At 64.4% G+C, this 19,865-nt stretch carries 19 protein-coding genes and 1 pseudogene; 2 read left to right on the forward strand and 18 right to left on the reverse strand.

Features of this window, described 5'->3' with window-relative positions; genetic code table 11:
- Positions 1 to 206: 206 nt before the first annotated feature.
- The 10 genes and pseudogenes from L5014_RS10135 to mltG all read right to left on the reverse strand — a co-directional run bounded on the left by L5014_RS10135 (position 207) and on the right by mltG (position 9,294).
- Positions 207 to 1,214: a hypothetical protein gene (locus L5014_RS10135; protein WP_238463502.1), complete on the reverse strand. Its 1,008-nt coding sequence runs from the start codon at positions 1,212 to 1,214 to the stop codon at positions 207 to 209.
- A gap of 275 nt (positions 1,215 to 1,489) precedes the next feature.
- On the reverse strand, positions 1,490 to 2,896 hold the full coding sequence (gene otsA / locus L5014_RS10140; RefSeq protein WP_238463503.1) for an alpha,alpha-trehalose-phosphate synthase (UDP-forming): 1,407 nt from the start codon (positions 2,894 to 2,896) through the stop codon (positions 1,490 to 1,492).
- A 133-nt stretch (positions 2,897 to 3,029) separates the two neighbouring features.
- A pseudogene (locus L5014_RS10145) lies at positions 3,030 to 3,340 on the reverse strand (mechanosensitive ion channel family protein); the annotation flags it as partial.
- 408 nt (positions 3,341 to 3,748) lie between these two features.
- A complete protein-coding gene (locus L5014_RS10150) occupies positions 3,749 to 4,105 on the reverse strand; it encodes a Rap1a/Tai family immunity protein (RefSeq protein WP_238463504.1) in 357 nt (118 codons plus the stop codon).
- A gap of 183 nt (positions 4,106 to 4,288) precedes the next feature.
- Complete coding sequence (locus tag L5014_RS10155) at positions 4,289 to 5,002, reverse strand: ankyrin repeat domain-containing protein (RefSeq protein WP_238463505.1); 714 nt, start codon at positions 5,000 to 5,002, stop codon at positions 4,289 to 4,291.
- A 75-nt stretch (positions 5,003 to 5,077) separates the two neighbouring features.
- A complete protein-coding gene (locus L5014_RS10160; protein ID WP_238463506.1) occupies positions 5,078 to 5,863 on the reverse strand; it encodes a TatD family hydrolase in 786 nt (261 codons plus the stop codon).
- Positions 5,864 to 5,959: 96 nt separating this feature from the next.
- Entirely contained in the window at positions 5,960 to 6,460 is a 501-nt protein-coding gene (locus L5014_RS10165) for a GNAT family N-acetyltransferase (RefSeq protein WP_238463507.1), read from the reverse strand.
- A gap of 69 nt (positions 6,461 to 6,529) precedes the next feature.
- Complete coding sequence (locus L5014_RS10170; RefSeq protein WP_238463508.1) at positions 6,530 to 7,573, reverse strand: DNA polymerase III subunit delta'; 1,044 nt, start codon at positions 7,571 to 7,573, stop codon at positions 6,530 to 6,532.
- 89 nt (positions 7,574 to 7,662) lie between these two features.
- Positions 7,663 to 8,283, reverse strand: a complete 621-nt coding sequence (tmk, locus tag L5014_RS10175) for a dTMP kinase (RefSeq protein WP_238463509.1) — start codon at positions 8,281 to 8,283, stop codon at positions 7,663 to 7,665.
- Entirely contained in the window at positions 8,284 to 9,294 is a 1,011-nt protein-coding gene (gene mltG / locus L5014_RS10180) for an endolytic transglycosylase MltG (protein ID WP_238463510.1), read from the reverse strand. It lies immediately after the preceding gene.
- A 78-nt stretch (positions 9,295 to 9,372) separates the two neighbouring features.
- On the opposite strand from mltG, the gene ygfZ reads away from it, so the two are divergent.
- On the forward strand, positions 9,373 to 10,425 hold the full coding sequence (gene ygfZ / locus L5014_RS10185) for a CAF17-like 4Fe-4S cluster assembly/insertion protein YgfZ (protein WP_238463511.1): 1,053 nt from the start codon (positions 9,373 to 9,375) through the stop codon (positions 10,423 to 10,425).
- Between the two features lie 141 nt (positions 10,426 to 10,566).
- Entirely contained in the window at positions 10,567 to 11,406 is an 840-nt protein-coding gene (locus L5014_RS10190) for an NRDE family protein (RefSeq protein WP_238463512.1), read from the forward strand.
- 45 nt (positions 11,407 to 11,451) lie between these two features.
- On the opposite strand, the gene L5014_RS10195 is transcribed toward L5014_RS10190, so the two are convergent.
- The 8 genes from L5014_RS10195 to L5014_RS10230 all read right to left on the reverse strand — a co-directional run bounded on the left by L5014_RS10195 (position 11,452) and on the right by L5014_RS10230 (position 19,713).
- Entirely contained in the window at positions 11,452 to 12,414 is a 963-nt protein-coding gene (locus L5014_RS10195; RefSeq protein WP_238463513.1) for an alpha/beta hydrolase, read from the reverse strand.
- A 75-nt stretch (positions 12,415 to 12,489) separates the two neighbouring features.
- A complete protein-coding gene (locus L5014_RS10200) occupies positions 12,490 to 13,371 on the reverse strand; it encodes an SDR family oxidoreductase (protein WP_238463514.1) in 882 nt (293 codons plus the stop codon).
- An 89-nt stretch (positions 13,372 to 13,460) separates the two neighbouring features.
- Entirely contained in the window at positions 13,461 to 14,459 is a 999-nt protein-coding gene (locus L5014_RS10205; protein WP_238463703.1) for an NADP-dependent oxidoreductase, read from the reverse strand.
- Between the two features lie 84 nt (positions 14,460 to 14,543).
- The gene (locus L5014_RS10210; RefSeq protein ID WP_238463515.1) at positions 14,544 to 15,041 is read right to left on the reverse strand and encodes a PaaI family thioesterase; all 498 of its coding nucleotides are present in this window, start codon (positions 15,039 to 15,041) and stop codon (positions 14,544 to 14,546) included.
- A gap of 17 nt (positions 15,042 to 15,058) precedes the next feature.
- Positions 15,059 to 15,361, reverse strand: coding sequence for a Dabb family protein (locus L5014_RS10215; protein WP_238463516.1), 303 nt, complete (start codon positions 15,359 to 15,361; stop codon positions 15,059 to 15,061).
- Positions 15,362 to 15,613: 252 nt separating this feature from the next.
- Positions 15,614 to 16,792, reverse strand: a complete 1,179-nt coding sequence (locus L5014_RS10220; protein WP_238463517.1) for an acetyl-CoA C-acyltransferase — start codon at positions 16,790 to 16,792, stop codon at positions 15,614 to 15,616.
- Positions 16,793 to 16,890: 98 nt separating this feature from the next.
- Positions 16,891 to 17,526, reverse strand: coding sequence for a bifunctional nicotinamidase/pyrazinamidase (pncA, locus tag L5014_RS10225; protein WP_238463518.1), 636 nt, complete (start codon positions 17,524 to 17,526; stop codon positions 16,891 to 16,893).
- Positions 17,527 to 17,619: 93 nt separating this feature from the next.
- Complete coding sequence (locus tag L5014_RS10230; RefSeq protein ID WP_238463519.1) at positions 17,620 to 19,713, reverse strand: 3-hydroxyacyl-CoA dehydrogenase NAD-binding domain-containing protein; 2,094 nt, start codon at positions 19,711 to 19,713, stop codon at positions 17,620 to 17,622.
- Positions 19,714 to 19,865 lie beyond the last annotated feature (152 nt).

Raw genomic sequence — 19,865 nt, forward strand, 5'->3', positions numbered from 1 at the left:
ACACGCTTCCTTCAGACCCCGCCTCGCGACGACGCCCTTGCGTTTCACTAGCCCTTCGCCCCATCTGGCTGGGCAGGGGACTCTCACCCCCAAGCTGTTGCGCATGCTCGGCGCACAAAAAATACCGGCTCGAAGCCGGTATTCAGAAATGAAATGCTCAGTCGAAATTCACTCGCCAGGAAAAGGTTTCCCGGGGAAATTTCTAGTCATTTAACGCCCACGACAGCAATACAGTCGTTCTTGAATGAGCTTACCCAGTATTCTCCATTAACAACAATCGTGCTGGTTCCACACACCAGGTCCTCATTGACGCCAGGCGCGATGAGCGTTTCTTTTTTCATCGTCCCGGCGCAAATCACATCCACCTGGGTTGGGATATTTTTACACGTGATGCCCCCGCCTCCCAAGCAGGCGAAAATATCTTCAAGCGGGGCTGCCTGCCCGGTCGCATAGAAATGATTCATGTCGGGTGCCCAGCGAAGATTGTCGGGCCGGAAATCCAGGTCGATTTGCGTGAAAATATTGTCATCCCCGCTGGCGGGACACTCTATTTTCAGGATTTTCTTGCTTCCCCATAACGCGGAAAAAGCCAGCCGGCGATCTCTTGTTGCGATCAGTCCATTGGGCGCACACACCCATTCGAGACCAGGAATTGCTTTCCAACCTTTTCCTGAAGACCACAAAAGAATTTTTCCCATTGGCGTTCCGTTCTTGATCTTCTCATAGAGATCTTTATCATCATGGTCCCAGATATAGGTGGTCATGATTTGGTGATCTCTTAGGCCCACCACGGCGTTTAGAGAAGCATTCTCCGGCGCGACAACGCAACCACACCAACTCAATACCGGCTTTCCACTGTCCAGAACGACGTCAAAAACTTCGATAGACTCCCTGCCCCCATGGTTCACAACATACAATCTTTTTTCTTCGGGATAGTAGTCTATGCCATGCGTCGAGAGCGCGGATAAATCCGGCAAGGGCGCATCAGGATAGTGTTTCCGATCCGGATTGATCTTGATCGATTTAATGTCAACAAGCTCCGCACGCTTTTCCAGAACATCAAAAATAAATAAAAAACCAGGTGCAGCGGCAGGCGAATAATTACTTCCGCAAACCCATTGCTCATCGAGATGAACGATGTCCTCAACATTTTTTACCCCTTCGATGAAGGTCACCTTGCTCAGATCAGGTGTTAATTTTGATGAGTTATTCATACCCTATTATTCCTTGAAATTCCAGGATGATCTCGCCATGCAAGATCGCAAACGTTAATTTTTTACCCAAAAAACAGCGCGCTTTTAGGGCACTTTACAGCCGTTCTGACTATATCAGCTTTAAATTGAGAGCCCATGCGCCATAAATGTTTGCGATCAACAAAAGCCAATGCCATGATTATTGATTCGACATCTATGAACTTGAATCAAGCAGCATGGCGCACAAGGCCATGTTCGAATGACACGCAATCGGGCGCGGCTCGAGTTGTCGCCGCTCAACGCGGCTGCGGCACAGCCGCGAGATCGGAGAGGAAGCGGTCGCGCCAGACACCCAGGTCGTTGCGGCGCAATGCCTCCATGTTGGTCAAGTAGCGCGTCTTGCGCTCTTCGAGCGGCATCGAAAGCGCGCGCCCGAGCGCCTCCGACATGCCCGCCGCATCGTGAGGATTGACGAGCAGCGCGCCAGTGAGTTCGGCAGCGGCGCCCGCGAATATCGACAGCACGAGCACGCCGGGATCCTCGGGATTCTGCGCGGCCACGTATTCCTTCGCGACCAGATTCATGCCGTCGTGCAGCGGCGTGACATAGCCCACCTGCGACTCGCGAAAGAGCGACATTAGCTTCCAGCGATCGTATTGCTGGCTCAGATAGCGGATGGGCGTGTAGTCGAGGCCCGAATAGCGCCCGTTGATGCGGCCTGCCTCGCGCTCCAGCTCCTCGCGGATGAGCTTGTAGCTCGCGACATCGGAGCGCGTGGGCGGCGCGATCTGCACGAGCGTGACCTTGCCGCGCCATTCGGGCGAATGCTCGAGCAACTGCTCGAACGCGTGGAAGCGCTCGACGAGCCCCTTCGAGTAATCGAGCCGGTCCACGCTCATGACGAGCTTGCGCCCTTCGAGACTCTGCTTGAGGTCGAGCACGTGCTGGCGGCTCTCGTAGCGCGCGGCCTGCTCGGAAATCTCGTCGGGAAACACGCCGATGCGATAGACGCCCGTGCGCAGCTTGCGCCCATACGCGCCCACCTCGCCCACTTCCTCGTTCTCGCCGTGCTCGCGCACCGTGCCGCGTGCCTGGCGCACGATGTAATCGTGAAACGCCTGCTGGTCGTTGCGCGTCTGGAAACCGAGCAGGTCGTAGCAGCACAGCGACCTCGCAAGCTCATCGTGCGGCGGAATCGTCTGCAGCACTTGCGGCGAGGGAAACGGAATATGCAGAAAGAAGCCGATGCGATTGCGCACGCCTTCGGAGCGCAGCGCCTCGGCGAACGGAATCAGATGGTAATCGTGGACCCAGATGATGTCGTCGGGCTCGATCAGCTTTATGAGCTTGTGCGCGAGCCACGCGTTCACGCGCCGGTAGCCGGCGTATTCGTCGCGCTCGTAGCGCGCGAGATCGTTGCGGTAGTGGAAGACCGGCCACAGCGTGGCGTTCGAGAAACCGCGGTAATACTGGTCGTAGTCCTTCCTCGTGAGACCGGCCGTCGCAAACGTGACGTGGCCCTCCTCGACGAGCGTCGGGCCCGCGTTCGCCACTGTCTCGCTCACGACGTCGCCACTCCAGCCAAACCATACGCCGCCCGCGTCCTTGAGCGCGCCAAACACGCCCACAGCGAGCCCCCCCGCGGAGCCTTTGGTCTCCGTGGGTGTCGCCACGCGGTTCGAGACGACTATCAGTCTGGCCATCGAGATACTCCTCCTGTCTGCTCCATTGCTGCTTCGTTTTCGTTTTCGTGAAGACCGTGGTTTGCCCGCTTCGTCGTCTGCGCCGTATTCTCCGAATGCGCCGGCCCTGCCGCTCTCCATCTGCGCACGCTCCTTCGCACAGCGGTGCGAGCGGCATGCGGTAGTCGAGCCACAGGAACACCGAGCCGATGATTTGCGAACTGCTGCGCGTCCAGTTCGTGAACGGATTCTCGATGAACCATTGGAGCGGCACGATCAGGCGCCGCTGGTCCCAGATCCGCACCGAGACATAGGTGCCGGTAATTTCTTCTATGCGTCCCCACTCGCCCTGGATCACGACCACGTCGTCGAGCCGGATCGGCTGGGTCAGCGCGATCTGCACCCGGCAATCAGGTTCCTCAGCACGGGGCGTGCCGCGATACCGTCAACGAGACCGGCGACCACCGAGCCAATGAACAGGGAGAAGTCGTCGATCGTTGGCATCAGCGGCCAGTTCCTCCTGAGCTTGAGGGCAGCGGACGGAAACGGCGCGGGCATGAACCCGCACAGTGAGTACGGCATTCGAGGCGCAGGCAGCGAGCCCGCACGGCGCGGCACGAGGCAACGGCGCCTGATGTCACGTCACACTACGCGAATGCGCGTAAAAATGCGCTAAAGAATGTGCCCGGCCGGGTTGGCCGGCGCAGCGGCGCGAGATGCAGTGACGGCCGCGAGCCGTCCCGCTGGTGAATCGACTGAAGGCATGCGCCGATGGTTCAACGGCGCTCAACTGCGAATATCGGGAACCGAGCAACCGGAAGCACGGATCGCCATGCATCCGGATGCGCTGGAAAAGACCGAACTTCTATCGGCTCAATTCGGAGTCTTGCACGGAAACGCCTTGCCGAGCCCGAGCGAGATAGCCGTGCTGGCGTTGTAGCCGGCGACGTTCGGGTTGTCGGCGATGTACTTGCGCACGGCGTCGGTGAGTTGTGCCGAACGCGCGTCCTGCGGCAGACAGAAATACTGGCCGACACGCGGGCCGGTCGTGCCGCCGATGGCGTCGATGGTGTTGAAAATGCCGTCGGCGGCCCCTTCGATATAGGCGGCGCATGCGCTGCGAGACGCCACATCGGTCTTCGAGCACAGCCGGTTCAGATCGGAGGCGGTGAAGGCGAAAGCAGAAATCGGCACAGCGAGCGCGCCGGCGCAGATCAGAGCCCGCAGCATGATTCTCCTTGATTCGTCGCTTGATTCTTCGTTGGGTGCGGCGCTTGCCGCGCCGCGAGCCGCCCGTTGGCGGCCGGCGGCAATCCCGGTATTGTGCACTGTTTTAGCGGCGCGCCGTGCGGGTCTCTACGAAAGGGCCGGAAGCAGGCACGCCCGGCGGCCCGACCGGCCTCGCCGGCGGCCTTACTGCGCCGTCTGACTCATGCGCGCCGAGAGATCCTTGATCGCGTCAGGCGCCTTGTACTGCTTGGCGAAATCGAGCGCGTTCATGCCGATCTGGTTCTTCGCATTGAGATTGGCGCCGTGGTCGAGCAGCAGCTTCGCGGTGCTCATATGGTCGCCGCGCGCGGCCATCATGAGTGGGGTCGTGCCGTTGGGCGACAGCGCATTGACGTCGGCCGAATAGCCGATCAGCAGCTTCGCCACGTCGTCGTGGCCGTTCGCGGCTGCATAGTGCAGTGGCGTCCAGCCCTGCTTGTTCACCTCTGCGCCCTTGGTGATGAGCAGCTTCACGAGATCCATGTCGCCGTTGAGCGAGGCCAGCATCAGCGCGTTCTCGCCGGATTTATCTTCGGCGGCGATGTTGGTCTTCGGATTGTCGAGCAGCAACGCCGCCACCTTGTCCGACTTCTCGCGCGCGGCCAGCACGAGCAGCGGCATGCCCTGGCTGTCGGTGGCGTTCGGGTCCATGCCGTTGGCGATTTCCTTGGCGACGCCCTTGTCGTCGTCGAATTTCACGCTCTTCACTAGCGAGTCGATTGGCGCGGCGTGGGCCGGCGCACTTGCGAGGAAGGCGGCGCTCATGCCGATGGCGAGCGCGGCGGCGATGCGGCGCACGCCTGCGGCGCGCGTGGCTTGCGTGGCGTGGACGGTGGACGTAAGCGAATTCGAGTTCATATCAAGCCTTAACGTTATTCGATATCGTATTGATAATAAATAATAAATCGGAATTGGCTGCGAGCGGTTCGCAACTCAGGCCGTGGCTGGAATCTTGAAGAGCCGGAAAAAATTCTGCGTGGTGGCAGCGCCGAGTTCGGCGTCCGGCAATCCGCGTTGCTGCGCAATGAATCTTCCGACATGGCTAACGTATGCAGGTTCATTGGGTTTGCCGCGATACGGCACTGGCGCAAGGTATGGCGAATCCGTTTCGATCAGCAAACGCTCGAGCGGCACGCGGCGCGCCACGTCCTGGACGTCGGTCGCACTCTTGAACGTCACGATGCCCGAAAGGGAGATGTAGAAGTTCTGCGCGAGCGCGCGCTCGGCGATCGCCCAGGGCTCCGTGAAGCAGTGCATCACGCCGCCGGGCTCCCCGGCGCGCTCTTCTTCCATGATGCGCAGCGTGTCGTCCGACGCCGCGCGCGTATGCACGATGAGCGGCTTGCCCGTGGCGTGCGCGGCGCGGATATGCACGCGAAAGCGCTCGCGCTGCCACTCCATGTCCTCGATCGTGCGCTCGCCGAGGCGGTAGTAATCGAGCCCCGTCTCGCCGATCGCCACGACCTTCGGGTGCTTCGCCAGTTCCACGAGGCCGGCGACGGTGGGTTCCTGGACATCTTCGTGATCGGGGTGCACGCCCACCGAGGCATAGACGTTCTCGTAGCGGCTCGCGATATCGAGCACCGAGGGCAGCGTCTCGAAGTCGACCGAGACGCACAGCGCGTGCGTGACAGCCTGCGCGCGCATGTTCTCGAGCACCTCGGGCAAGCGGTCGGCGAGGCCCTCGAAATTGATATGGCAATGTGAATCGACAAACATGGCGGTCCTGCAATGGAGTGCCGAATTGCGCGTCGGGCTGACTGCGCTATCGACGAAAATGTGCAACGAAAAATACGACTGTGAGCGCCGCGCCGTTCAGGCCGCAAGCCGCTTGCCGAGGATCACGAGATCGCGCTCGACGCCGTCGAGCACGGCCACGCGCGGCAGCGTGCCCCACGCCTCGAAGCCGAAGCTACGAAAGAGCCGCACGCTCGGCTCATTGTGGCCGAACACGAAGCCGAGCACGGTATGGATGTCCAGCCCCGGCGCGGCGTCGAGCGCCGCGGCCAGCAGCTTGCGCCCGAGCCCCTTGCCGCGCGCGGCCTCGTCCAGATAGATGCTGACTTCCGACGTATGGCCATAGGCCGGCCGGCCATAAAAGTCCGAAAAGCTCAGCCAGGCGATCACACGGCCGCCCTCCTCGACGACCCACAACGGCCGCCGCGCCGGGCCATGCGCATGAAACCACGGCAGGCGGCTTGCTTCGCTCACAGGCTCCAGGTCGGCGGTGACCTGCCGGGACGGCACTGTCGAGTTATAAATGGTGACGATCGCGGGCAGATCGTCGAGGGTGGCATCCCGGTAGACAAGACTCATGGTGCGGATCATCGGATAAGACAGGGGCGGCGCTCGCCTGCGCCAGCCCGACAGGCCCGGACCCAGGTCTCAGGCGAACATTTCACGATAGCCGAGAAACAGCTCCTCGAACACGAGGCGCGCATTCAGCGGATGGTTTTCCACGGCGCGCTGGCGGGTCACGGCCTTCAGGTAACGGGCGAGCGCGGGCGCGTCCAGATTCGCCGCGCAACGCGCGAGCGCCGCAGCCGACTGCGGGTAGTAGCGCGGGCGGCCCGCCGTGCGTTCGGCCAGCAGGTCGTAGACCCAGCGCTGCAGCCAACCGAGTACGAGCGGCACCGGCAGCTTCTGCAGCGTCTCGCCGCATGCGAAGGCGTCGCACGCCGCGCCTGCGGCGAGCTGGCCCAACGTCCAGTCGCGCAGCGCACGGTTGTCGTCCTGCGCGAGCGCTAGCGCCGCGAGCGGCGCGCCGCCCGCCTCGGCGAGCAGGCCCGCCGGATCGGCCACACCCTGCGTTGCGAGCCACGCCTGCGCCTCCTGCGGCGCGGGCGTGCTCATCGGCCATTGGCGGCAGCGGCTGATGATGGTGGGCAGCAGCCGGTCGATGCGCGCCGAAACAAGCAGAAACACGACGCCCGATGGCGGTTCCTCGAGCGTCTTCAAGAGCGCGTTCGCAGCGGCGACATTGAGCGCCTCGGCGGGATACAGCACGACCACGCGCAGACCGCCCCGATGCGAGCCCACGCCCGTGAAACCCAGCAGCGCGCGCACCTGCTCGATGCGGATTTCTTTGCTGGGCGCGCGGGTCTTCTTGCCCTCGTCCGCGTCGCCTTTATCGGCTTTGGCGTCTTCCTTGTCGTTGGCGCCCACCGGGCCTGCGAGGTCGGCCAGCGCCTCGGGCACCACGACGCGATAGTCGGGGTGGTTGCCCTGCGCGAACCAGATGCACGCCGGACACGTGCCGCATGGCTGCCCGTCGGCTTGCGGCGACTCGCACAGCAGCCCCTTCGCCAGATGCTGCGCGAACTGGAGCTTGCCGATGCCCGCCTGGCCGTGCAGCAGCAGCGCATGCGGCCAGTGGCTGCGCAATTGCTGGAGGCGCTCCCAGTCGCCGGATTGCCACGGATAAATCATGTTTTTTAAATCAATCTATTAAGCGATATTTCGGAGAAATTACGCGAGCTCGGCCCGGCACTTTAAGGAATGCAAATAAGGCTTTCCAATCAAAGCGCTGCGATCACCTGTTCGAGTTTCTTGCGAATCTCGTCGATGCTCTGCGACGAGTCCACGATCGCGAAGCGGTACGGCGCCTCCTCGGCGCGGCGCAGATACTCGGAGCGGGTGCGCGTGAAAAACGCATCGGTTTCGCTCTCGAAGCGGTCCGGCTCGCGCGCGGCGCCGCGGCGCTCGCTCGCGGTATCGGGTTCGAGGTCGAACAGTACAGTCAGATCGGGCTGGAAGCCCCCCTGGACCCAGCGCTCGAGCGTCTCGAGCTTGTCGCGCGGCAGGCCCCGGCCACCGCCCTGGTAGGCGAAAGTGGCGTCGGTGAAGCGGTCCGACAGCACCCAGTCGCCACGCGCGAGCGCCGGCTCGATCACGCGGGCCAGGTGCTCACGGCGTGCGGCGAACATTAGCAATGCCTCGGTTTCGAGGTCCATCTGTTCATGCAGCAGGATCTCGCGCAGTTTCTCGCCGAGCGGCGTGCCGCCCGGCTCCCGCGTCATGACCACCGAGCGGCCGGCGGCGCCCAGCTTCCGTTCGAGCTGTTCGCGAAACCACGCCAGATGCGTGGTCTTGCCCGCGCCATCGATGCCCTCGAACGTGATGAATCGGCCCCGCGCCATTTAATTACCCCGGATGTACTTGTCGACGGCCTTGTTGTGGTCGACGAGATTGTCAGAAAAAATGCTGCTGCCGTCGCCGCGCGCCACGAAGTAGAGCGCCGTGGTCGCGGCGGGGTTGAGCGCCGCCTGTAGCGCGGCGGCGCCGGGCAGCGCGATGGGAGTCGGCGGCAGCCCGGGATGCAGATAGGTATTGTAAATAGTGTTGGTCTGCAGATCGCTCTTGTGCAGCCGTCCCGCATAGCTCGCGCCGAGCCCGTAGATCACCGACGGATCGGTTTGCAACGGCATGCCCACCCTGAGCCGGTTCGCGAACACGGCCGCCACCAGCGGCCGGTCGCCGGCCTTGCCGGTCTCCTTCTCGACTAGCGAGGCGAGCGTGAGCGCCTCATAGGGCGACTTCAGCGGCAAGCCCTGTGCGCGCGCGGCCCACGCTTCGTTCAGGTGCGTCTGCATGAGCTTGTAGGCGCGCCGGTAGACGTCCAGATCGCTCGAGCCTTTGTCGAACAGGTAGGTGTCCGGGAAAAACAGCCCTTCGCCGCTGCCCTGCGGCGCGGCCGGTGCGCCGATCGTGGCGAGCAACTGGGCATCGCTCATGCCGGCGGTGTCGTGGCGCAGCGCCGGATTCGCGTCGAGTTCGTCGCGCATGTGCTTGAAGGTCCAGCCTTCGATGATGGTCGCGACCGACTCGTTGACGTCGCCGAGCGCCATTTTCTGCAGCACCTCATAGGGCGTGACGCCGGCCTTGAATTCGTAGTTGCCGGACTTGAGCTGGCTTTGCAGGCCGAGCACGCGCGTCATTAGCACGAACAAATCGGTCTGGATCGGCACGCCCCCGCGGCGCAACTGGGCGGTGACGCTGCGCACGGAGCTGTGCGGTTTGATGGTGACATCGAGTTGCGCAACGGCGAGCGCCACAGGCGAACTCGCCCAGCGCCAGACACCGCCCACTGCGACGGCGCCAAGCACGACGAGGCCGGCGCCGGCAACAAGGCATTTCTTGAGGAGGGACATGCGTAACGTGACTCAGGCGGACCTCATATAATAACTGCTTGCCCTCGCCAAAGTCAGGATTGACTGTTCCCCGAATCCATGAACTCCCCGCTCGCATCCACTGACACGCAATCCCCCACCGCAACTGTGGCCCAAACGCAGGTTTTCGAAGCGCCAGCCGCCGCAGACTTCGACGCCGTTCTCAAGGGCGGCGCCTATGCGATCCTGCCGCAATTCGGCGTGATCGACGCCAATGGCGACGACGCAGCCAGCTTCCTGCACAGCCAGCTCACGAACGACATCCAGCATCTGGACGTGGCCGGCGCGCGTCTTGCCGGCTACTGCTCGGCCAAGGGGCGCCTGCTCGCCTCGTTCCTCGCGTGGAAGACGGGCGACACGATCCGCCTGCTGCTTTCGAAGGACGTGCAGGCGAGCGTGCAAAAGCGCCTGTCGATGTTCGTGCTGCGCGCCAAGGCCAAGCTCACCGACGACAGCGACAAACTGCTCGTGGTGGGCTTCGCGGGCGACGTGCGCGGTGCGCTCGCGCGCGTGTTCGACGCACTGCCCGACGGCGTGCACGTGAAGGTGGACGATCCGGCGGGCACGCTGATTCGCGTGCCGGACGCGCTCGGGCGCTTGCGCTATCTGTGGATCGGGCCGAAGGACGCGGTGCAGGCGAAGCTCGCTTCGCTCGCAGACGTGCTCAAGCCCGTCTCGCCGGCAGTGTGGGACTGGCTCGACATCCGCGCGGGCGAGCCGCGCATCACCCAGGCCGTGAGCGAGCAATTCGTCCCGCAGATGGTGAACTACGACGTGCTCGGCGGCGTGAACTTCAAGAAGGGCTGCTATCCGGGCCAGGAAATCGTGGCACGCAGCCAGTATCGCGGCACGATCAAGCGCCGCACCGCGCTCGCGAGCGTCGCGGCCGGACTCGACGCCGTGCGCGCGGGCGCCGAGCTCTTCCACTCCGACGACTCAAGCCAGCCGTGCGGCATGATCGTCAACGCGGCAGCGGCGGCCGAAGGCGGCGTCGACCTGCTCGCGGAGATCAAGCTCGCGGCACTCGAATCGGGCAGCGTGCATCTGGGCGCCACCGACGGCCCCGCCCTGCGCATCCTGCCGCTACCGTACGCGCTGCCCTCCGAGGTCTGACGCCTTGGCGCCGGGTCCGGGGGTGACGCAGTTCGCGCCACACCTTGCGCTTGCCGCTTCGTCCTTAGCGCGCCCCATCGCGCCGAAGGCGTTGCGGGCTTCGCGCGTGGCATCTGCTGCTCGCGGTGGAGGCCGTGCGCAATGTGCCTGATCGTCTTCGACTGGCGCCCGCATGCGACCGATGGCGCGCTCTTCACGCTCGCCGCGAACCGCGACGAATTCCTGCGCCGCGCCACCGAGCCCATGCAGTGGTGGAGCGACGCGCCGGACGTGCTCGCTGGGCGCGACCTCGTGGGCGGCGGGACATGGCTCGGCATGACGCGCGGCGGCCGTTTCGCGGCGCTCACCAACTACCGCGCGCCGCACGAGACGCGCCCCGACGCGCCCACGCGCGGCACACTCGTTTCGCGCTGGCTGACCATCGGTTCCGAAGGCACAGGGCGTGTGCCCGATACGCCGTTGGACTATCTCGCGGAAGTCGCGCACGACGGCGAAATGTACAACGGCTTCAACCTGGTCATCGGCGACTGGAAGCGGCGCGAGCTCGCCTGGTACTGCAACCGCGGCGATCGCACGCCCGCCCTGCTGCCCGAGGGCACGCACGGCATCTCCAACGCCGTGCTCGACACGCCGTGGCCGAAGCTCGTGCGCAAGCGTGCGGGGCTCGCCGAACTCGCGGCTGGCGGCCCCGACGTGCCGCTCGAGCAGTTGATCGAGTTGATGCGCGACCCGCGCGTCGCCCTCGACAGCGAATTGCCCGCGACCGGCATCCCGCTGGAGCGCGAGCGCGCGCTTTCGGCGGCCTTCATCGAAACGCCCGAGTACGGCACGCGCGGCACGACGGCGCTGCGCGTGCGCGTGAACGGCGGCCAATTGAGCGTGGAAGCGCACGAGCGCAGCGACGACGATGGCTCGCACCGCATCGCGCGGCCGGGCGCATTCGAGCGCCACGAGCGCTTCGCGGTCGGCGCGGCGCGCTGAAATCGGTCTTAACGTCGGCCGGCTTGCCGGCCGCCCCCACTTCGTTCAATCTCCGGTGCCGAAAGCCACGCGCAGCGCCTGCGCGGCCTGCGCCTGCGCGCGCCGCGCATCCTCCACGAAGCCGCCCATCTTGAAGAACTCGTGGATCATGCCGTCGAAGCGCACGAGCGTGACCGCGTTGCCAGCCGCGCGCAGCTTTTGCGCATAGGCTTCACCCTCGTCGACGAGCGGATCGAACTCCGCCACCGCGATCCACGTCGGCGCCACACCGCGAAAATCGGGCGCACCGCGCGTACCGTCGAGCGGCGCGAAACGCCAGTCGTCGCGATCGGACACATCGCGCACGTAGTGATTGAAGAACCATTGCACGGTGGGCGCCGTGAGCAGATAGCCGTCGGCCAGGCGCTGGTGCGACGCCGTTTGCTGATGCGCGCCCGTGCCCGGATAGATCAGCAGTTGCAGCACCGCCGGCATGCCCGCATCGCGTGCGAGCACCGCGCACACCGTTGCGAGCGTGCCGCCCGCGCTGTCGCCGCCCAAGGCGAGCCGCTTTTCGTCGATGGCGTATTCGGCCGCGTGCGCGTGCAGCCAGGCATAGGCATCGAACGCGTCGTTCACGGCAGTCGGGAATTTATGCTCGGGCGCGAGCCGGTAATCGACCGAGAGTACCGCGCAGCGCGCGTCGCGCGCGAACATGCGGCACAAGGCGTCGTGCGTGTCGACGCTGCCCACGGTAAAGCCGCCGCCGTGGAAATAGACGAGCGCAGGCAGCGGTTCGGACCACTGCGGCTCAACCGGCAGATAGAGCCGCGCGCGGATCGTCGTGCCGTCGCGCGTGGGCACTTGCAGGTCTTCGACCGAGTGCATCGGCGCGGACGCGATCTCCAGCACCGACGCGCTCTTTTCGTAAGACGCACGCGCTTCTTGCGGCGTCATTTGGTGGTATGGCGTGCGGCCCGCGCGGGCCACCATGTCGAGTACTAAAGCGATCTTCGCGTTGAGCGGCATGAGTGTTTCGAATGAGGTTCCGCTCGAACGCCGGCTGACATGCGCCTGATTGCGCTGACATGCGCTGGCGTGCGATCAGGCCGGCGCCTTTTTCACTTCGGGCTTGAGCGAGAGCGGATCGGTGGGATTGCGCAGCGCCTCGATGTCCTCGTGACGCAGCTTCACCGAAGGGAGTATGCCCGGATGCGTGAGGATGTAGAAGCGCCCTTCGCGCACGGCCTCGAAAGTGGCCTTCGCCACGTCGTCGGCCGTGAGACGCCCCGAGCGCACCGCGCGCTGCAGTTGCAGATCGGCGGCCTGCTGCGAGCGCGTGAGCGGCACTTCGTTGCGCAAGTCGTCGGGACGGCTGCGCTCGGCGTTGGCGATGCCCGTCGGCACGAATGCGGGGCACAGGAGCGAGCAGCTCACCTGCGCGCCCACGTTCCGGAGGTCGTGATAAAGCGTCTCGGTGAGCGCCACCACCGCGTGCTTCGACGCGTTATAGACGCCCATCGCGGGCGGCGCGAGCAGCCCCGCCACCGAAGCCGTGTTGACGATATGCGCGCGCTCGCCGTGCTTGAGCATGATGGGCGTGAAGCTGCGCACGCCATTCGCGACGCCCATGACGTTCACGCCGAACACCCATTCCCAGTCTCTGGCGCTGCTTTCCCACACGAAGCCACCGCTGCCCACGCCGGCGTTGTTAAAGAGCAGATGCACCTTGCCATAGGCGTCGAGCGCAGCCTGCGCGAGCGCATCCACTTGCGCCGGGTCGCGCACATCGGTGCGCACGCCGATGGCCTGCACGCCCTGAGCGCGCAATGCCTGGACGGTCTCGTCGAGCGCGAGCGCGTCCACATCGGCGAGCACGAGCTTCATGCCGAGCGACGCGGCCTGTTGCGCAAACGCGCGGCCAAAGCCGCTCGCCGCACCGGTAATGACGGCCACTCGGCCTTCGAACTGAAACGGGTCGGACATGGTGCTCTCTTGGCTATTCGTTAGTACTACACAGGCATCGTAAAGGAGCCGACGAAGGCGCGACGCTCAGCGCCGCGCCATTGTATTCGTCAGACGAGCTTGACGAGCTGCTTGCCGAAATTCTGCCCCTTGAGCATGCCGAGAAACGCCGCAGGTGCGTTTTCGAGGCCTTCGGCGATGCTCTCGCGGTAGACCAGCTGTTTCTTCGCGACGAGTGCGCCGAGCTCGGAAAGCGCTTTCGGCCAGACATCGAGGTGCTCGGTCACAATGAAGCCTTGCACGAGAAGACGTTGCGTGAGCAACAATTGCGGGTGCTTGAGCGGGATCGGCTCGCCGTCGTAGCCCGCGATCATGCCGCACACCGCGATGCGCCCACCTGCGTTCATGCGCGCAAGCGTGGCATTGAGCACATCGCCGCCCACGTTCTCGAAGTAGCCGTCCACGCCCTGCGGGGTCGCCGTCTTGAGGTCCTGATAGAGATTGCCCGCCTTGTAGTCGACGCACGCGTCGAAGCCCAGCGTTTCCACGACATAACGGCATTTTTCCGCGCCGCCCGCGATGCCCACGGCGCGGCAGCCCGCGCGCTTCGCAAGCTGGCCCACGACGCTGCCCACCGCGCCGCTGGCCGCGCTCACCACCACGGTTTGACCCGCATGCGGCGCAATGATGCGGTTCAGGCCGTACCACGCGGTGACGCCCGGCATGCCCACCGGCCCGAGATACGCGGCCAGCGGCACGTGCGCCGTATCGACGACGTGCAAGTCGCTGCCGTCCGAGGTGCCGTACTCCTGCCAGCCGGCCATGCCGACCACCTTGTCGCCGACCTTGAACTTCGGGTTGAGCGACTCGACCACTTCGCCGGTCGTGCCGCCGATCATCACCGCATCGAGCGGCTGCGGCGCCGCGTACGACTTGCTGTCGTTCATGCGTCCGCGCATGTACGGATCGAGCGAAAGCCAGTGATTGCGCACGCGCACCTGACCCTGTGCGAGCGGCGCGAGCGGCGTTTCGACGAGACGAAAGTTATCGACGCTCGCAGCGCCTTCGGGACGCGAGGCGAGCAGGATCTGGCGATTGGTCTGGGCCAACGGGGTCTGGGTCATGGCGTTCGATGTGGCGTCGTGATGCGCGGCTCGCGCCGCGCGGGTTTGGAACGGAACGGGGCGCGGCGATCAGCCGTCGCTCGGGCCGGGTTTGGCGTTGGGGTCGCTGCGCAAGCGCTGACGCGTCACGTCGCGCCCCACGGCGAGTCGGCGCATGTACTTGAAGGTGCCGAGCGCCTTCGCCACGAAATGCCCTTCGCTGTCGCGAATCTCGCCTTCGCAATAGGCCATCGTGGTCGAGCGGTGCAGCACGCGGCCATAAGCGCGCAGTTCGCCGCGACCGGGCTGCATGAAATTCACTTTCATTTCGACGGTGACGACGCCCACGCCATCGGCGGCGACACTGCGCGCGGCCATTGCAAGCGCGATGTCGGCGAGCGTCATGGTCACGCCGCCGTGCGCGACGTCCCACGTATTCATATGGCGCTCGGCGAGCGGCAGGCACACTTCGCTCGCGCCGTCGCGCGCGCTCACGAGTTGCGCGCCGAGATGATCGACGAACGGGCTCTCGATCATGGGTTGCTGGCTGGACGCGTTACCTTGCGTCGTATCTACGGTACCGGTCATGGTTGCGCTCAAATTCTTCAGACGACGTAATCGACGCACTGGCGCGTCTCGACCACGCGCTTGGCGAAGTCTTTCACGATCTGGTGGTCGGGGTGATCCTGATAGGCGTCGAGCGCGGCCTGATCGGCGAAATCGGAGAGCAGCACGATATCGAACGTCGACGCGAGGCCCGGCTCGGCAAGGCCGGCTTCGAGATGCAGCGTGCCCGGCACGAGATTGCGGCAGCCTTCGAGCATCGTTTTGAACTTCGCGAGATTTTCGGCGCGCGTCGCGCCGTCCGCCGACTCCTTGAATTTCCACATCACGATATGACGAATCACGTGTTCACCTTTTCAGTCAGTCTTGAACGGAAGCCGCGCCGCATGGGCGCGAATCAGCCGTCATGATACCCGCCTGGTCATTTGCGCGAGGGGCGCGCAAGGGTGCAATTAAAACCGTGCGAGGTTTGGCAGAAGGCTCGTGAGTGGGATACGTGCCGTGCGCAAATGCATGCGGCGCGCGAAAAAAACGCGATGAAACGCGAAGAAACCCGAGCGGCTGGTGCGACACGCGCCGCACCAGCGCTGCAACGATCAGGCGATTTCGAACAGCCCCGCTGCGCCCTGCCCGCCGCCGATGCACATCGTCACCACGACAAACTTCGCGCCGCGGCGCTTGCCTTCGATGAGCGCATGGCCCGTGAGGCGCGCGCCCGAGACGCCGTACGGATGGCCAACCGCGATCGCACCGCCGTTCACGTTCAGGCGGTCGGCGGGAATGCCGAGCTTGTCGCGGCAGTAGAGCACCTGCACCGCGAACGCCTCGTTGAGCTCCCACAGGCCGATGTCCTCGACCTTGAGGCCGGCCTGCTTGAGCAGCTTGGGCACTGCGAACACGGGGCCGATGCCCATCTCGTCCGGCTCGCAGCCGGCCACCGCGAAGCCGCGGAAAATGCCGAGCGGCTGCAGCCCTTCACGCTCGGCGACCTTCGCGTTCATCACCACGCAGGCGCTCGCGCCATCCGAAAACTGGCTCGCGTTGCCCGCCGTGATCACGCCGCCCGGCATCGCCGTGCGGATCTTCGAGACACCTTCGAGTGTGGTGTCGGCGCGAATGCCCTCGTCGGCGGCAATCGTCACTTCCTTCGTGACGAGTTGGCCCGAGGCCTTGTCGGCGACACCGGCGAGCACCGTAATCGGTACGATTTCGTCGTTGAAGAGGCCGGCGGCTTGGGCCGCCGCCGCGCGCAGTTGCGACTGCACGCCATACTCGTCCTGGCGCTCCTTCGAGATCTCGTAGCGCTTCGCGACGTTCTCGGCCGTTTGCAGCATGCTCCAGTAGATTTCGGGCTTGTGCTGGTTGAGCCAGCCCTCGAACGCCATGTGGCGGTTCATCTCGTTCTGCACGCACGAGATGGACTCCACGCCACCGGCAACGAACACCTCGCCTTCGCCCGCGATCACGCGTTGCGCGGCGAGCGCAATCGTCTGGAGTCCGGAAGAACAGAAACGGTTCACGGTCATGCCCGGAACCGAAACCGGCAGGCCCGCGCGCAGTGCGATCTGGCGCGCGATGTTGCCGCCCGTCGCGCCTTCGGGGTTCGCGCAGCCCATGATCACGTCTTCGACGCGCGCGGGGTCGATCTTCGCGCGCTCGACGGCGGCCTGAGTGACGTGGCCACCAAGCGTGGCCCCATGGGTCATGTTGAACCCGCCCTTCCACGATTTGGCAAGGCCCGTGCGGGCGGTCGAAACGATTACGGCATCAGTCATATATGTCTCCAGTCGATCGGCGCGACTCCGTCCGATCCCTTGTGAATGGATTGATCCTGCGAATCAGATTGGCTTTGGGGATTGGCTTCGAACGCTCATCAAACGGCGCCGCTCAGCACCTCGGCCGTTTGCGCGCGCTTCACGCCTGCCGCGCTCAATTGCTGCCACGCCGTGGCGAGCGAGCCGTTCAGGTCGATGGCGCGCGAGGCGTCTTCGATCAGTACGGTCTCGAAGCCGGCGGCGCGCGCATCGAGCGCGGACCACGCGACGCAATAATCGGTCGCGAGGCCACAGCAATAGACGCGCTTCACGCCCGTATCGCGCAGATAGCCCGCGAGTCCGGTAGGCGTCGTGCGATCGGCTTCGAGAAACGCCGAATAGCTGTCGACCTTTGCGTGATGTCCCTTGCGGATGACCGCGCGCGCATGCGGCACGTTCAGATCGCGATGCAGCGCGGCGCCTTCGGTGCCTTGCACGCAATGCGTCGGCCACAGCACTTGCTCACCATAGGGCAGCGTGATCGCCTCGAAGGGCTTGCGCCCCGCGTGATTAGCCGCAAACGACACGTGCTCCGCCGGGTGCCAGTCCTGCGTGAACACCACGTTACGAAAGTCCTGCGCGAGCCGGTTCGCGACCGGCACGACTTCGTCGCCGTGCGCGACGGCGAGCGCCCCGCCCGGCATGAAGTCGTATTGCAGGTCGATCAGCAGGAGCACGTCTTCAGCGCTTCTCATGAGATTCGTCCGGTTTGGCTGCTCATTGCGAGTCGATTGCGATTCGATTGCGAGTCGATTGTGCGTCGATGGCAAGTCGGCTCAATCGAGCACTTAATTGAACGTACCGCCGTTCCCGGCCAGATCGGCAACCGACGAGGCGATCTGCCATGCGTCGCCGTTCGGCTGCTGCGCATAGCGGCGAATCGCGCGCGCCACGTTATAGAGGCCGACCGTGTCCGCATAGAGCATCGGGCCGCCGCGCCACAGCGGGAAGCCGTAGCCCGTGAGATAGACCATGTCGATGTCCGAGGCCTTCGACGCAATGCCCTCCTCGAGGATCTTCGCGCCTTCGTTCACGAGCGCGTACACGAGGCGCTCGACGATTTCCTCATCGCTGATCTTGCGGCGCTCGACGCCCACTTCCTTCGAGTACGCGACGATCATGTCGTCCACGAGCTTCGACGGCAACGCGTTGCGCTCGCCCGCCTTGTAGTCGTACCAGCCCGCGCCGGTCTTCTGGCCGAAGCGGCCCAGTTCGCACAGGCGGTCGGCGACCTTCGAATACTTGATGTCCGGCTTTTCCTGGTAGCGACGCTTGCGGATCGCCCAGCCGATGTCGTTGCCCGCAAGATCGCTCATGCGGAACGGGCCCATCGCGAAGCCGAACTTCTCGATCGCGCGATCCACTTGCGCCGGCAGCGCGCCTTCTTCGAGCATATAGAGCGCCTGGCGCACGTACTGCTCGATCATGCGATTGCCGATGAAGCCATCGCACACGCCCGAGACCACGGCCGTCTTGCGGATCTGCTTCGCGATCTGCATGACCGTGGCGAGCACGTCCTTGGCCGTGTCCTTGCCGCGCACGACTTCGAGCAGCTTCATTACATTGGCAGGACTAAAGAAGTGCAGACCCACCACGTCCTGCGGACGCTTCGTGAACGCCGCGATCTTGTCGACATCGAGCGTCGAGGTGTTCGATGCGAGAATCGCGCCCGGCTTCGCGACTTCATCGAGACGCTTGAACACCTGCTCCTTCACGCCGAGTTCTTCGAATACGGCTTCGATGATGAGGTCGGCTTCCTTGAGATCGTCCCAGGAAAGCGTCGTGCGAAGCAGCGCCATGCGCGCTTCGAGCTTTTCTGCCGTGAGCTTGCCCTTCTTGACCTGGGCTTCGTAGTTCTTGCGTATCGTCGCGAGGCCGCGGTCGAGCGCTTCCTGCTTCGTTTCGAGCAGCGTGACCGGCACGCCCGCATTGAGGAAGTTCATGGTGATGCCGCCGCCCATCGTGCCCGCGCCGATCACGGCCACCTTCTGGATCTCGCGCGTGGGCGTGCTCGACGGCACGTCGGGGATCTTGCTCGCGGCGCGCTCGCCGAAGAACGCATGACGCAGCGCGCGACTCTCCGGCGTCTGCACGAGTTCGAGGAAGCATTCGCGCTCGAATACGAGGCCTTTTTCGAAGCCCTGCTTCACGCCCGCCGCAATGGCGTCCACGCATTTCAGCGGCGCCGGATAGTGCTTCGACATCGCCGCGACGGTATTGCGCGAGAACTGCAAGAAGCCTTCGGCATTCGGATGCTCGATCTTGCGGTTGCGCACGAGCGGATGCGGGCTCTGCTTGTCGGCGGCCTTGCGCGCGAAGGCGACAGCCTCATCGAGCAGATCGCCTTGCGCCATGGCATCAAAGAGGCCCGCATTCGGCCCTGAGTTCGCGAGCTTTTCGGAAAGCACCGGCGCGCCGGTCACGATCATGTTGAGCGCCGCTTCGAGGCCGATGGCGCGCGGCAGACGCTGCGTGCCGCCCGCGCCGGGCAGAATGCCCAGCTTCACCTCGGGCAGCGCGATCTGCGCGCCGGGTGCAGCGATGCGATAGTGCGCGCCCAGCGCGAGTTCCAGGCCACCGCCCATGGCCACGCTATGGATCGCGGCCACGACGGGCTTCGCGCTCTTCTCGACTTCCTTGATGACGGTATGGAGCGTGGGCTCCTGGGTCGCCTTGGGCGTGTTGAATTCGGTGATGTCGGCGCCGCCCGAGAAGGCCTTGCCGGCGCCCGTGATCACGATGGCCGAGACGGCCGGATCGCTGTTGGCGCGGCCCAGTCCCTCGACGATGCCGGTGCGGGTCGAATGCCCGAGCCCGTTGACGGGAGGATTGTTGAGCGTGATGACGGCGACGCCGTCGCGAGTCGTGTAATCCACTGCCATTTGCCTGCCTCCGTGCTTGCGGGCCGCGTTGTGCCTCGGTTGTGCCTCTTGTGAGTCACGCACACGCGCCGGCCGCTTCATTGTCCGGCATTCCCGGTTCACACGCAGAATACCGAAAAAAGAACGTTCGTTCAATTTTTTGCTGCGCACAA

This window comes from Paraburkholderia tagetis (assembly GCF_022213065.1).
GTDB classification, from domain to species: Bacteria; Pseudomonadota; Gammaproteobacteria; order Burkholderiales; family Burkholderiaceae; genus Paraburkholderia; species Paraburkholderia tagetis.

Excerpts from the sequence above, each read along its gene's own strand:
- L5014_RS10135 (WP_238463502.1), bottom strand. The coding sequence starts at position 1,214 with ATGAATAACTCATCAAAATTAACACCTGATCTGAGCAAGGTGACCTTC.
- otsA (WP_238463503.1), bottom strand. The coding sequence starts at position 2,896 with ATGGCCAGACTGATAGTCGTCTCGAACCGCGTGGCGACACCCACGGAG.
- L5014_RS10150 (WP_238463504.1), bottom strand. The coding sequence starts at position 4,105 with ATGCTGCGGGCTCTGATCTGCGCCGGCGCGCTCGCTGTGCCGATTTCT.
- L5014_RS10155 (WP_238463505.1), bottom strand. The coding sequence starts at position 5,002 with ATGAACTCGAATTCGCTTACGTCCACCGTCCACGCCACGCAAGCCACG.
- L5014_RS10160 (WP_238463506.1), bottom strand. The coding sequence starts at position 5,863 with ATGTTTGTCGATTCACATTGCCATATCAATTTCGAGGGCCTCGCCGAC.
- L5014_RS10165 (WP_238463507.1), bottom strand. The coding sequence starts at position 6,460 with ATGAGTCTTGTCTACCGGGATGCCACCCTCGACGATCTGCCCGCGATC.
- L5014_RS10170 (WP_238463508.1), bottom strand. The coding sequence starts at position 7,573 with ATGATTTATCCGTGGCAATCCGGCGACTGGGAGCGCCTCCAGCAATTG.
- tmk (WP_238463509.1), bottom strand. The coding sequence starts at position 8,283 with ATGGCGCGGGGCCGATTCATCACGTTCGAGGGCATCGATGGCGCGGGC.
- mltG (WP_238463510.1), bottom strand. The coding sequence starts at position 9,294 with ATGTCCCTCCTCAAGAAATGCCTTGTTGCCGGCGCCGGCCTCGTCGTG.
- ygfZ (WP_238463511.1), top strand. The coding sequence starts at position 9,373 with ATGAACTCCCCGCTCGCATCCACTGACACGCAATCCCCCACCGCAACT.
- L5014_RS10190 (WP_238463512.1), top strand. The coding sequence starts at position 10,567 with ATGTGCCTGATCGTCTTCGACTGGCGCCCGCATGCGACCGATGGCGCG.
- L5014_RS10195 (WP_238463513.1), bottom strand. The coding sequence starts at position 12,414 with ATGCCGCTCAACGCGAAGATCGCTTTAGTACTCGACATGGTGGCCCGC.
- L5014_RS10200 (WP_238463514.1), bottom strand. The coding sequence starts at position 13,371 with ATGTCCGACCCGTTTCAGTTCGAAGGCCGAGTGGCCGTCATTACCGGT.
- L5014_RS10210 (WP_238463515.1), bottom strand. The coding sequence starts at position 15,041 with ATGACCGGTACCGTAGATACGACGCAAGGTAACGCGTCCAGCCAGCAA.
- L5014_RS10220 (WP_238463517.1), bottom strand. The coding sequence starts at position 16,792 with ATGACTGATGCCGTAATCGTTTCGACCGCCCGCACGGGCCTTGCCAAA.
- pncA (WP_238463518.1), bottom strand. The coding sequence starts at position 17,526 with ATGAGAAGCGCTGAAGACGTGCTCCTGCTGATCGACCTGCAATACGAC.
- L5014_RS10230 (WP_238463519.1), bottom strand. The coding sequence starts at position 19,713 with ATGGCAGTGGATTACACGACTCGCGACGGCGTCGCCGTCATCACGCTC.